Origin of the sequence: Laspinema olomoucense D3b (assembly GCF_025370785.1) — a bacterium.
Classification (GTDB): Bacteria; Cyanobacteriota; Cyanobacteriia; order Cyanobacteriales; family Laspinemataceae; genus Laspinema; species Laspinema olomoucense.
On the sequence record NZ_JAMXFA010000019.1, the window covers coordinates 1 to 13214 of the forward strand.

The window sequence follows — 13214 nt, forward strand, 5'->3', positions numbered from 1 at the left end:
CCCCCCCCCCCCCCCCCCCCCCCCCCCCCCCCCCCCCCGCCCCCCCCCCCCCCCCCCCCCCCCCCCCCCCCCCCCCCAGGGAGGATAGGGAGTTCTGCTTCCCCATCTCCCCCATCTCCCCCATCTCCCCCATCTCCCCCATCTTCCCCATCTCCCCCATCTCCCCCATCTCGATGGCGGTCTCCCCCATCTCCCCCATCTCCCCCATCTCCCCCATCTCCCCCACCCTCCCTATCTCCCCACCCTCCCCAGGGAATGATTAAAAAATGGGTGGCTTTTCAGGTAAAATTCCCTCAGCGCAGAGCTACTTGGAACAGCGTTGTAGGAGGTGTTCTCAATGTCGATGGTCAGTCTTCCCGGACTCCGATCGCTGCTTGATACGATGAGTCAACAGCGCTCTTTACCGCCACTTGCGGTCCAGGCAGCGCTGAAAGCTGCTTTGCTGAAGGGATATGAGCGCTATCGTCGGACCCAAGTCCGCAACGATGAGGATTTTCCCGAAGACTACTTTGAAAATTTTGCGGTCAAACTTGACCTGAAGGCGGAAGGGTTTCGGGTGATTGCGACGAAGACGGTGGTGGAGACGGTGGAGGATAGCGATCGCGAAATTCCCCTAGATTTGGCGATTAAAAAGGGGGCAAAAGTCAAACTCGGCGATCGCGTGATTGTGGATGTCACCCCCAATCAAGGAGATTTTGGGCGTCTGGCTGCCTTGCAAACCAAAACGGTTCTCACTCAAAAATTGCAAGAACAGCAGTGCAAATACATTCAAGAGACGTTTGCCGATCGCAAGGGGACTGTTCTTGTGGGTAAGGTCCTCAAAAGTGATGCTCGTGGGGTCGTTTTGGGGGTCAGCGGAGGTGCGGGTCACCCCCTGGTAGAAGCGGAACTTCCCAAATATGAGAAGTTGCCGAATGATGACTATCAAGAGGGTGCTCAATTCAAGGTTTATCTGAAAAAAGTCTTTGATCGCCCCAGTTCTAAACCCATGTTACGGGTTTCCCGCGCTACGAGTTATCTAGTTTCCGGTTTGTTTAGCGATCGCGTTCCGGAAATTCGACAGGCACGGGTTGAAATTAAAGGCGTGGCGCGGGATTCCATCCCCACGAAACCAGAAATCACCCCCCGCACTAAAATTGCGGTCCATTCTCTGGATCCGGAAATCGATCCAGTGGCTGCTTGTATCGGTAAGCTAGGGGAACATCTCAATGCGATCGCCCAGGAAATTCCTGGGGAAAAAATCGAAGTGATACCCTGGTCCGAGGACCCCGCTACCTATATTGCCAATGCCTTAGCTCCAGCACAAGTGGAAGGGGCGATCGCCCTCGATGTGGAGAATCAATCCGCTGAAGTGTTTGTTACTGCGGATCAGTTGGCAGTCGCCCTGGGGCCCGAGGACCAAAACCTCCAACTCGCCTCCCGTCTCACAGAGTGGAAAATCACCCTCAAAACCCCCCCAGAGACCTAGGGGTTCATCCACTCTAGCCAGTCGCCCCCCGAGGCATAGTTGTAGCGTCAGTTTTTGTTCCTTCAGATAGATGACTGACCTGATTTCGGGGGGTATGATTCAGGTGGTATTCAGGTACTTATACACTTAATTTTCTACCTTTTTAAACCCAGTCTCACAAAAATTATGCAGCCGACTTCCAGTTCCAAAGAAGAATCTCTCACATTTGGCTTCGGCCCCTCGAATATTGACGCCTCCACCGGGGCTGAAATGACGATTCAAAAAGACGAAGAAGGAAACGAATTTGAGTTTCTATTCACCCGGGCCATTGAATTTCGTCAAGAAACCATTTATTTTATCGTCGTAGACCGATTTTATGATGGCGACCCCACCAACAGCGAAGGCCCAAATCCTGAACTCTACGACCCCTCGGGAGAAGATTGGGGCAAATACTGGGGGGGCGATTTACAAGGCATCATTGACAAATTAGACTATCTCAAATCCCTCGGTATCACCGCCATTTGGTTAACTCCTCTATTTGAACAAGTTGAAGCCTTATTCGTCCAACAAGCAGCCATTCACGGCTACTGGACCCGCGATTTTAAACGCCTCAATCCCCGCTTTATTGCCCCAGATGATAACCCATCTCTCAACGCCACCCAAGACAGTCGCGATACAGTTTTTGACAAACTGATTGATGAGTTACACAAACGAGATATGAAACTAATTCTCGATATTGTCTGTAACCATAGTAACCCCGATTTTAGTGGTGTTAAAGGGGAGCTTTACGATGATGGGGTAAAAATTGCCGATTTCAATGATGATAAAGAAAACTGGTATCACCATTACGGGGAAGTCACTAACTGGGAAGATGAATGGCAGGTGCAGAACTGCGAATTAGCGGGTTTGGCTACCTTTAACGAAAATAATATCACCTATCGAAACTACATCAAATCTGCCATTAAACAATGGCTAGATCGCGGCGTCGATGCCTTGCGAGTGGATACCATCAAACATATGCCGATCTGGTTTTGGCAGGAGTTTAACGCCGATATTCAGTCTCACAAGCCCGATGTATTTATCTTTGGAGAATGGATTTATAACCACCCCAATGACGAGCGATCGGTCAGCTTTGCCAATGAATCGGGAATGACCATTCTGGACTTTGGTTTAGCCACAGCAATTCGAGAAGTATTGGCAGTTGGTGCAGAACCGGGGTTTCAAATGATCCAGTCTATTTTTGACCAGGATTATCGCTATAATACCGCCACGGAACTGATTACCTTTATTGATAATCACGATATGCATCGGTTCCAAACCTTGAACCCGGACCCGGATCTCCTCCGTTTGGGGATTAATTTAATTATGACCTGCCGGGGAATTCCCTGTATCTATTACGGGACCGAGCAGTATCTGCACAATGATACCAATGGGGATAATAATCCCTACGGCAACAACGACCCCTACAACCGTCCCATGATGGAAAGCTGGGATACAGATACCCCGATTTATCGGGATATTCGTTTACTGTCGGGGGTGCGTCGTCTGAATCCTGCGGTTTCCCTAGGCAGTCAATGGAGTAAATATCTCACCGCTGATGTGTATGCCTATGTGCGCCGGTATCGGGATTCGGTGTGCTTCGTGGCGATGAATCGTGGGGAAGCAACCACCATCGATGTTCATACTGACTTACCCGATGGGGAACATAGCTGCATTTTAACCCGCCGCAAACTGGAAGTACAGGGGGGGATGTTACATCAATTAGAACTGGGTGCTAAAGAGGCAGTCGTAATTAGTCACGTCGGGGAACGGATTAAAGGCACCGTTTTAGTGCGTGCACTTTTGAATGGACTTTCCACCAGCGTGGGTCAATATGTGGTGGTCACCGGAGATTGTCCAGAATTGGGGAATTGGGATATTACCAAAGCCTATCCTTTGGAGTATATTAACTCGAATACCTGGTTTGCGGAAATCCCCTTTGAGGAAAGTGCCGGAAAGGCGATCGCCTATAAATATGTGATTCTGTATAAAGACGAACATGGCAACGATGCCGCACTCCCCACCCGGGAAAACATCGTCTGTCGTCGCTGGTTATTAGCTGACGAAGGCACAGTGAAATGGGTTGACAAGTGGGCGAGTTGAGGGAATAGAGGGGCCAATTAGCTGGGGATACTGTATGGATAAGAAAACCAGTTACTTGGCCCTTGAATCTCATCAGGTACTAATCTTGTGGTGTTTTTAAATCACCGCTTGTTATTGCTCCTACAAAATCGTTAAATAGGTTTCGGTAGGGCTAATTGGCAAGGGTTTGAGAGTTTGATTTTTTAAGTCTATTTCTAATCCCAAAGATTCTAGGGGGATCACGCCTAAAAGGGCGTCTCCTCCTCCGGGTAACTCCAAGCATTCAAAGGTTCCTTCTCGGTCAAACATAGACAGGGTGGCATCTCGAAATATTCGCGCTTTGCCAATGCCCATTGCGGTAGCAACGTCTACTTCTTTGAGGAGTTTTAGTCCCAGTTTGGCAATGGCCTGGGGGGGTAAACACAAGGTTGTTGCCCCAGTATCTACTAAAACATTGGGCAGAGTGATGGACCGAACTTGGTCTGGGGTAATTGTTCCATCTTCGGCTCGAATTTGGTCGGCGCGATTGATAATTGTTAAAGTGGCAAAAACTTTTCCCATGTTCTTTTGATTGGCTTCAGACATTTAGATCTCCCCCTAAATAGTTGGAGTAATTTATTGATTTATTATAGCTTGAAAATCATAAATTTTATTTCATAAAAATTAGAGCTATTTACTGCTTTTATCGCATCGAACTTATGGCAGTACAGTAGGGGCTAGAAACCGGTTTTTTTGCAGAGTCTTTGGTAAAGTTGGTTAAATTTTGGCAAAAACCCGGTTTCTGGTAGCTTGGAGTTGGATTGTGGGGGTTAGAAACCGGGTTTTTTGCAGAGTCTTTGGTAAAGTTGGTTAAATTTTGGTAAAAACCCGGTTTCTGGGTTGGGGGATTTTTAGTCTTTCTCTGTAAAAGCGCCCTACTGTTCCCACATCTGTTCTAATTGCTGGGGTGTTCCAGTTGGCAAACTGTCCCCCTGGACCCATACCGGATCAAACCGACCCATCAATATTAAACTCTTAGAGACATCTTTATTTTTAGAGGTTAATAGCGATGAGTCAGATTGCTTATTCAACCGATACCACTATCAGCGATCGCGAACGGGGGTATTTACAGCTACCCCCGGATTATAAGGCGATTCAATCGATGCCGGAAGTGTGGCCCCTGGCCCGATCGCAGTTTGGCAATACCCTGGCATTATGTGACCCTCATGCTAAACCCGTGATTGAGTTGACGTTTGGTCAATTATGCGAGCAAATTCAACAGTTTGCCGCTGGGGTGCAATCCTTGGGATTACCGGCGATCGCCGACAATCTCCCCCCCCGAGTCGCCCTCTTTTCTAACGATAGTCCCCGCTGGATGATTGCGGACCAAGGACTACTCACAGCAGGTGCAGCGGATGTGGTGCGCGGTTCCGATGCCGATCGCGAGGAACTGCTGTTTATTCTCCAAAATAGCGGTAGTATGGGTTTGGTGGTGGAAAATCTCGCCTTACTCAAAAAACTCCGCCCACAACTCGATGACTTACCCATCCAGTGGATTATCTATCTCTCCGATGAACCCCTGCCTACGGATGATACTTTGCCGGTAAAAATTTTATCCTTTCAACAGGTGATGGCAAAAGGGGCCGGTTTTACATTGCAACCCGTCACCCTCACCCGGGAGACTCTGGCAACCTTAATCTACACCTCCGGGACCACGGGTAAACCCAAAGGTGTGATGCTGAGTCACGGGAATCTGTTGCATCAAATCGAGAACCTGCCGACAATTTTGCAACCGGAACCCGGCGATCGCATCATTACCATTCTCCCGACTTGGCACAGTTTCGGACGCATGGGGCAATACTTTCTCCTCTCCCGAGGTTGCAGTCAATTTTACACGAATATTCGTTATCTCAAAGCCGATTTAAAAGAATATCACCCCAAATATACTTTTGGTGTTCCCCGCCTCTGGGAATCGATTTATGAAGGGGTACAGAAGCAATTTCGGGAACAACCCGCCAATCGCCAAAAACTGGTTAAAACCTTTTTTGGTTTCTCTCAAAACTATATAGAAGCGGGTCGGGTTTTGCAGGGATTGCAGTTGCAACTCGAACCCGCTTCCGGGAGTGAAAAACTCCGGGCAGCAATTAAACGGGCGGTGTTTTGGCCCCTCCACGCCTTGGGCGATCGCCTCGTTTATAATAAAGTCCGCCAAGCAACCGGGGGTCAACTCAAATATGTGATTAGTGGCGGCGGGTCCCTCGCCATGCATATCGAAAATTTCTTTGAAATTATTGGCATTGATGTACTGGTGGGGTATGGGTTAACCGAAACCACCCCAGTCTTGACAGCGCGCAGGCATTGGCAGAATCTGCGGGGTTCTGCGGGTCGTCCCATTCCCTACACCGAACTGCTAATTGTCCACCCTGAAACCCGCAAACCCCTACAAACCGGGGAACGAGGGTTAGTCTTGGCGCGGGGTCCTCAAATTATGCAGGGGTATTACCAAAATCCTGAAGCGACAAGCAAGGCGATCGACCCCGACGGATGGTTTGATACCGGGGATTTGGGGTGGTTGACTCCCGGCAATGATTTAGTCCTCACGGGTCGCGCTAAAGATACCATTGTCTTAACCAACGGGGAAAATATCGAACCCCAACCGATTGAAGATGCCTGTATCCGCAGTCCTTATATTGACCAAATGATGCTCGTGGGTCAGGACCAAAAGTGCCTCGGGGCCTTGATTGTGCCGAATTTTGAAGCCCTGCAACAGTGGGCCTTGTCCCAAAACCTCTCCCTGCGTCTGCCGGAGAATGTTTCCCCAGGCAATCCGCCTGCAGCATCCGGAACCACAGAAATTGACCTCTCCAGTCCCGAGGTTGAGAACCTGTTCCGCCAGGAGTTAAATCGGGAGGTGAAAAACCGTCCAGGATTTCGTCCTGATGACCGCATTGGACCCTTCTCCCTGTTGAGTGAACCGTTTTCGATGGACAATGGAATGCTCACCCAAACCCTTAAAATTAAACGGCCCGTGATTACTGAACGTTACGGCGATCGCATTGACAAAATGTTCGTTTAAGCCCGATTAGCCCCGTGGTATGGTAGCATAACGGGGCTAATTTTAGGCCAATTTTCCACTTAAACCTTTATTTAGGTCACCTAATATGGATGTCTCTAACTCGAAATTACTTCTGAAGCGCAATACCATTATCAAAGCGATCGTTACCCCGCGCTGGAAAGAAGAAGTCCAGCAGCAACTCCAAGGACAAATCAATCAAATTGATACGCAACTCCAGCAGCTTGAAATGCAAGCCCAGCAGATGATTTTTGAGATCCAAAAGCAGAGCATTCAACCCCCCGGGCCGCAAGTCCAGCAACAAATCGAATCAGTGAAAATGCAGGCCAATCAACGACAAAGAGAAATGCTGGATCAGAAAAATCAAATTCTCCAAAATTTGCAACAAGTCCAGACTTTGGAAATGGGTCAAGAAGTTGCCAGCGGACAAATGGATAGTTTTTTCTATCTGGAACGCGGCGAGGATTTAATCAAAAAAATGCAGGTAGAAGTCGTGTTGCGCGATGGCGTTGTTGAGGAAATTCGCGGCGACTTGTAGTTGGTCATTGGTCATTGGTCATTGGTCTTTTATCCTTGGATCATTGGTCATTTATCCTCGTGACGTGGCTGAAGCCGCGTCATGTACTCTTGGCGGCTCTGCCGCCTGTAGCTTTGGTAAGGAGTTGAAGCTGTTACAGGGACAATAGGCAGTTTAAGCGCCTGATGATCGGGGACTGGAGGCAGAGCCTCCAGAATGCGTGACGCAGCAGAGCAACGTCACGAGGATGAGGGTATAGGGAGGATGGGGAGGATGGGGGTGGAGGGAAATATAGTAGATGCTGTATCCTCTCGGGTGCAAATCAGGGGAGATTTTCGCGGGGGACGGATCAAGGTAGAATAAAAACTTGCTTTATTTTAGTTTTGAGCGTCGAAAAGAAGCTACCTATGATTAACGAAGTGTTCATGCCTGCTCTGAGTTCCACGATGACCGAAGGCAAAATTGTCTCTTGGGAAAAAGCGCCGGGGGACAAAGTGGAGAAGGGCGAAACAGTGGTGGTGGTGGAGTCTGACAAAGCAGACATGGACGTAGAGTCCTTCTATGAAGGCTATCTCGCTACGATCCTCGTCCCCGCCGGGGAAGCGGCCCCCGTGGGTGCGCCGATCGCTTTGTTAGCTGAAACGGAAGCGGAAATCGAACAGGCAAAGCAGCAAGGGGCGAACCTCAGCAATAAATCGGCTCAACCGGCAGCCCCGGCTGAGTCTACCCCATCCCCTACACCCGAACCGGCAATGGCTACGGCTGCTGCGACTACCAGTCGTCAAAATGGTCGGGCGGTTGCCTCTCCTCGGGCCAAAAAATTAGCCAAGGAATACAAAGTGGACTTGGCAACCCTCTCCGGCAGTGGTCCTTTTGGTCGGATTGTGGCGGAAGATGTAGAAGCGGCTGCAGGTAAGGCCCCAGCAGCGATCGCCACCCCACCCCAACCCACGGTAGCAGCCCCCCCCAGAATTCCCACCCAGGCAGTCCAGGCGGCCCCGGCAGCCTCGGGAGATGTGGTCCCCTTCAATACCCTGCAAAATGCGGTAGTCCGGAATATGGTGGCGTCATTACAGGTGCCGATTTTCCATGTGGGCTATACGATTACAACGGATCAGTTAGACAAGCTCTACAAACAGATTAAGTCAAAAGGGGTGACCATGACTGCCCTGCTGGCAAAAGCAGTGGCCCTCACTTTACAGAAACATCCCTTAGTCAATGCCAGTTGTGTGGAGGGAGGCATCCAACATCATGGCAATATCAATATTGCGGTTGCGGTGGCAATGGGAGATGGCGGTTTAATTACGCCGGTTCTGCAAAATGCCGACCAAATGGATATTTACTCCCTGTCTCGCGCTTGGAAGGATTTGGTGGAACGCGCCCGAGTTAAACAGTTACAACCGGCGGAGTATAATAGCGGGACTTTTACCCTGTCTAATTTGGGAATGTATGGGGTCGATAGCTTTGATGCAATTCTGCCTCCGGGTCAGGGTGCAATTCTCGCCATTGGTGGGGCAAAAAATCAGGTGGTTGCCACGGAAGATGGCATGATGGGGGTCCGGCGACAAATGCGGGTCAATATTACCTGTGACCACCGGATTATCTATGGTGCGGATGCTGCCGCCTTCCTACAAGATTTAGCGAAGTTGATTGAAACGAATACTCAATCTCTCACAATGTAGGGATTGATTGAGGGAAGAGTTGCAACAACCGGCGGGGGATCAATCCCCCGCCTAACAGAATAAAGTCGTCTAAAGACGACTAAAAGTCTTCTTCAGTGGGGTTTTTAGTCGGGTTTAACCGACTTTAGCTATGAGGTGGGGGATTTATCCCCCGCCGGAGTTGAGAAGGGTGCAAGATGTCAGTGAGAGTTCTTCATTCCTCATCCTAATAGTGCAATGGTGAATCAAGTGGAATCCATAAAAACGCTAGCGGTTGATATTGGCGGTAGTGGCACAAAGACAATTGTTTTAGATGCAGCAGGGGAAGCGGTGACAACACGTAACCGCGTTCCCACTCCGAATCCTGCTAAACCGCAACCTGTGATTGAGGCGATCGCGGCTTTAGCGAAAGAACAAGGTGAGTTTGATCGGGTTTCTGTCGGTTTTCCTGGGGTGGTTCGTAATGGAATCATCTACACTGCGGTGAACCTGGACCCGGATTGGGTGGAGTTTAATCTCGCCGAAGCGCTGACGAATGTCTTGGAAAAACCTGTTCGGGTTTGCAATGATGCAGATATCCAAGGTTTAGGTGCAATTTCTGGAATAGGAGTCGAACTCACGATCACCCTGGGGACTGGGTTTGGTAGTGCCTTATTTGTGAATGGCGCACTGGTGCCAAATTTGGAACTGGGACATCATCCTTTCCGCAAAAGTCAAACCTACGAGGAACAATTGGGACGTGCGGCATTGGATAAAGTGGGTGATAGACGGTGGAATCGCCGCTTACAAAAAGCGATCGCCAATTTAGAACATTTGTTTAATTACGATCGCCTCTACATTGGTGGCGGTGAAGCTAAAAAAATCACCTTGGATTTACCCGCTAATGTCACCATTGTTCCTAATATCACCGGGTTACTAGGGGGGATTGCCTTATGGCGGGAACTACCCAGTGAGGTAATCAGGCGATCGCCTTCTCCCTCTCCCTACATTTAGGTCAAAATTTGGAAATTAGGCCGAATGTAAATCAAGTGAGAAAGCGGTCAGTAGGGTAAGTCATCTTCATCTTACCCTACCGTTACACTCTAGCCGAGACAAAGTGTCAGACAGTTGATAAAACAAACTCTTGAGGAAAGACTATGAAAGCAGTTATCATGACCGGATTAGGCGCAGCGGCGGATGTCTTGAAAGTGCAAGATATTCCGGGTCCGCAATTAGAAGGCGATCGGGATATTTTAGTCCGCCTTCATGCTGCTGGGGTCAATCCCATCGATACTAAAATCCGCAAACGCGGAACCTTTCATCCAGATCTCACCCCGGATATCCTGGGATGTGATGGCGCCGGAGTCGTAGAGGCGATCGCCTCCGGCGTCCAAACCCTCAACGTGGGAGATGAAGTATATTTTTGTAATGGCGGATTGGGTGGACCTCACGGCAACTATGCCGAATATATTGCGATCGACGAACGATTTGTCGCCAAAAAACCCTCGTCTCTCAGCTTTGTAGAAGCTGCTGCTGCACCCCTCGTCCTGATTACTGCCTGGGAAGCACTCTACGATCGCGCGGGTCTACAACCGGGCCAAAAAGTGCTAATTCAGGCCGGTGCAGGGGGTGTCGGCCATGTCGCCATCCAATTGGCTAAACTCAAAGGTGCTGAAGTTGCCACCACCGTCAGTACCCCCGAAAAAGCCGAATTTGTCCGCCAATTGGGTGCTGATTTAGTCATTTTATATAAAGAACAAAATGTCATTGAGACCGTGATGAACTGGACAAATGGGGAAGGTGCAGACATCGGATTTGATACCGTCGGTGACAAAACCTTTTTTGAAACCGCTGAAGCGGTGCGCTTATATGGGGATGTGGTTACCATTTTAGAACCCAATCCAGAACAGGGGACGTTAAAAACCTCGCGACTCCGCAATCATCGCATCAGTTTTGAATTGATGCTGACTCCGATGTTACAAAATCGAATTACGGAGCAAGAAGATCAAGCCAAGATGTTACAGCAATGTGGGCGGCTATTTGATGAAGGCAAGTTAAAGATTCATCTGGGTAAAACATTCCCCTTAGAGCAAGCAGTTGCTGCACATGAGTTGTTAGAAACTGGGTCGATGCAAGGTAAAATTGTTCTAACAATGGGCCATTAATACCCTTGGTAGTAATGACTTGCTGTCGTTACTACCAAGCAAAAATAAATATATACCATTTATTTTTAATATCAAGCTGAATTGGCATGAAAAAGCGACTAATTTTATTTTTGATAATTATTTTAAATTTAATCTTTAACCCGATAAGTGACCTCCCCGCTCATGCAGCAATTACCCCTTTAAATCCCAACCCAGGGACGCGGGAACGCCTAACCCTAGAGCAATTACAACAGCGAATTAACTCCCCGATTATCTCCGAAGGAGTGCGGACCATTGATTTGCGGGAGTTGGTAATTGATTTAACCCCCAGTAATGCAGAATTTAGAGACCGATTTTACCCGTTGTTACAAAATCAACTAAATCGGTCCGGAACCCCCATTGCTTTGGATTTATCCTATTCCATCATTCAAGGAGACTTTGCGGGAAATGAGTTGGGATTAAGAGCACCGCTTTATGGGGAGGCGTTTTTACCCTTATTCTCCGAACAAGAGCGATCGCAACTGCAACGCGATCGCACAAGGTTGGCGCGGTTGAGTCAACTTTCGCGATCGCTCTTGGGGGTTCCTCCGAATCAAGTAGAAATTACCCTCTTTCAAGAACCCATTAAACTGGTTCACACTCATTTCATGGGAGAGGTCCATTTTAACCATAGTTTCTTCCTCAATCGCGTTGAAGCAATGGGAGCAATTTTTGATAAATTAGCCGATTGGTCCGACGCTCGGTTTAGTAAACTCAGCAGTTTTGCCGGAGCCAATTTTGTGGCAGAAGCCCGATTTCAGGGAAGCATATTTTTTCAAGATATAAGATTTAATCAGGGGTTATTTCAAGGAACGGCTAATTTTAAAGCAAGTCGGTTTGAAGGGTCGGGGAACTTTAATCAAGTCCAGTTTAACCAAGGGTCAAATTTTACGCGATCGCAATGGAATCGCAATGCCGATTTTAGTGGCTGTCACTGGGAGAACACCGCTTTATTTGACCGCGCCAAGTTTGCAGAAGCTCTGTTTTTAACCGAAACAGCTTTCCGCAATTTAGCCAGTTTTCGAGAAACTGCCTTTAATCAGTCTATCAATTTTCGGGAAGCGAGTCTGCGCGATCGCGTTGCCTTTAGTGATACAACTTTTGCCAATTCTGCTTCTATCAATGTCGCCGGATTACGCTTCGATTCAGAATCCGCTAGAATTACCGGCGACCCGGGACAAATTGGGAAAAAACTGTCTCTCCCCAGTCTCCCGGGAAATGAAACCCTCTTGCGTCAGTTAGTGCGAAATTTCCGCCAACAAGAACAAATTGCCGATGCCAATCAGATGGAATATCTGACCGAAAACCTCCGACAAGAGAATCTGTTTCATCAATTAATCAAAATTAATATTAATACCGCCTCCCGACATCAATTACTCAAACTAGGATTGTCAGAAAATCAAGCCGATGCCATCATCCGTAATCAAGAAGAGCGCATTTTTGGCAGTCTCAGCGAAGTCCTAAATTTACCAGAAATTGACCTAGCAACTTATATCCAGTTACGCGATCGCGCCGTTGCTGGCGAACCCCTTTCCCTCCCGGGATGGTTGCGAAGCGCCATCCATTGGTTAGGGTTAAGTGCATTGTTACTACTGACACGCTACGGGACCAGTTTTTGGCTTATTTTTGGCGTAGGATTAGTGGCAATCGCCTATTTCAGTATCTTATTTTGGTTCGTCGATCGCTATCGGCGCATCCTTCCCAAACCCATCATTCCCACCGCCTTTGAAACCACTTGGATGCTATCCAGTTCCCTCGGATTAACCAGTATCGGACTATTTGCCATTATTCGCACCAGTAGCGAACCCTTATTAACCCTAACCTGCTTAGGAATTCTGATTATCCCCATCCCCACCCTTTTAATCATCATCCTCTACAAAAAAGGTCGCTATCATAACCTCATCGACTCCAGCTATTTTGTAGAAGATACCGGAATGCGTCAACTCCGCTTGGCGATCGGACGCTTACCCATTATTCCCCGCTTTCCTACCATGAGAGAACGCTATCTCCCCCTCCTTTGGAACCGCCGCTGGAGTTGGCTAAATTATTACGATTTCAGCCTCAATAATCTCCTAAAATTTGGCTTCAATGACATCCGCCTGCGAGACGAACATCTCCCCGGCATCATCTCCAGTTTAGTCTGGTATCAATGGACCCTCGGCCTACTTTATCTCAGCCTTTTACTCTGGACCCTCTCCCGAACCATCCCCGGCTTAAACCTCCTAATTTATCTAAAATAATCTCCCTCCCAACC

Annotated in this window: 9 protein-coding genes; 8 read left to right on the forward strand and 1 reads right to left on the reverse strand. The window is 48.5% G+C overall.

The window, feature by feature from the left end; translation table 11 throughout:
* Positions 1–337 precede the first annotated feature (337 nt).
* Together nusA and NG792_RS15400 are read left to right on the forward strand one after the other, a co-directional pair.
* Positions 338–1468 carry a transcription termination/antitermination protein NusA gene (gene nusA, locus NG792_RS15395; protein WP_261235958.1) on the forward strand — a complete coding sequence of 377 codons (1131 nt, stop codon included), beginning with the start codon at positions 338–340 and terminating at the stop codon, positions 1466–1468.
* Positions 1469–1633: 165 nt separating this feature from the next.
* A complete protein-coding gene (locus tag NG792_RS15400; RefSeq protein ID WP_261235959.1) occupies positions 1634–3589 on the forward strand; it encodes an alpha-amylase family glycosyl hydrolase in 1956 nt (651 codons plus the stop codon).
* 120 nt (positions 3590–3709) lie between these two features.
* On the opposite strand, the gene NG792_RS15405 is transcribed toward NG792_RS15400, so the two are convergent.
* Complete coding sequence (locus tag NG792_RS15405; RefSeq protein ID WP_261235960.1) at positions 3710–4153, reverse strand: retroviral-like aspartic protease family protein; 444 nt, start codon at positions 4151–4153, stop codon at positions 3710–3712.
* Positions 4154–4616: 463 nt separating this feature from the next.
* Between NG792_RS15405 and NG792_RS15410 the strand changes: the two genes are divergently transcribed.
* The 6 genes from NG792_RS15410 (at position 4617) to NG792_RS15435 (ending at position 13200) form a co-directional block, all read left to right on the forward strand.
* Positions 4617–6623 (forward strand): AMP-dependent synthetase/ligase, encoded by a 2007-nt coding sequence (locus tag NG792_RS15410; protein ID WP_261235961.1) that lies wholly within the window; start codon positions 4617–4619, stop codon positions 6621–6623.
* 85 nt (positions 6624–6708) lie between these two features.
* Positions 6709–7158 (forward strand): YlqD family protein, encoded by a 450-nt coding sequence (locus NG792_RS15415; protein WP_261197720.1) that lies wholly within the window; start codon positions 6709–6711, stop codon positions 7156–7158.
* A gap of 386 nt (positions 7159–7544) precedes the next feature.
* Positions 7545–8819, forward strand: coding sequence for a dihydrolipoamide acetyltransferase family protein (locus tag NG792_RS15420; RefSeq protein WP_261235962.1), 1275 nt, complete (start codon positions 7545–7547; stop codon positions 8817–8819).
* Positions 8820–9035: 216 nt separating this feature from the next.
* Complete coding sequence (locus tag NG792_RS15425; RefSeq protein ID WP_261235963.1) at positions 9036–9791, forward strand: ROK family protein; 756 nt, start codon at positions 9036–9038, stop codon at positions 9789–9791.
* A 143-nt stretch (positions 9792–9934) separates the two neighbouring features.
* A complete protein-coding gene (locus NG792_RS15430; RefSeq protein ID WP_261235964.1) occupies positions 9935–10942 on the forward strand; it encodes a zinc-dependent alcohol dehydrogenase family protein in 1008 nt (335 codons plus the stop codon).
* 86 nt (positions 10943–11028) lie between these two features.
* On the forward strand, positions 11029–13200 hold the full coding sequence (locus NG792_RS15435; RefSeq protein WP_261235965.1) for a helix-hairpin-helix domain-containing protein: 2172 nt from the start codon (positions 11029–11031) through the stop codon (positions 13198–13200).
* Positions 13201–13214 lie beyond the last annotated feature (14 nt).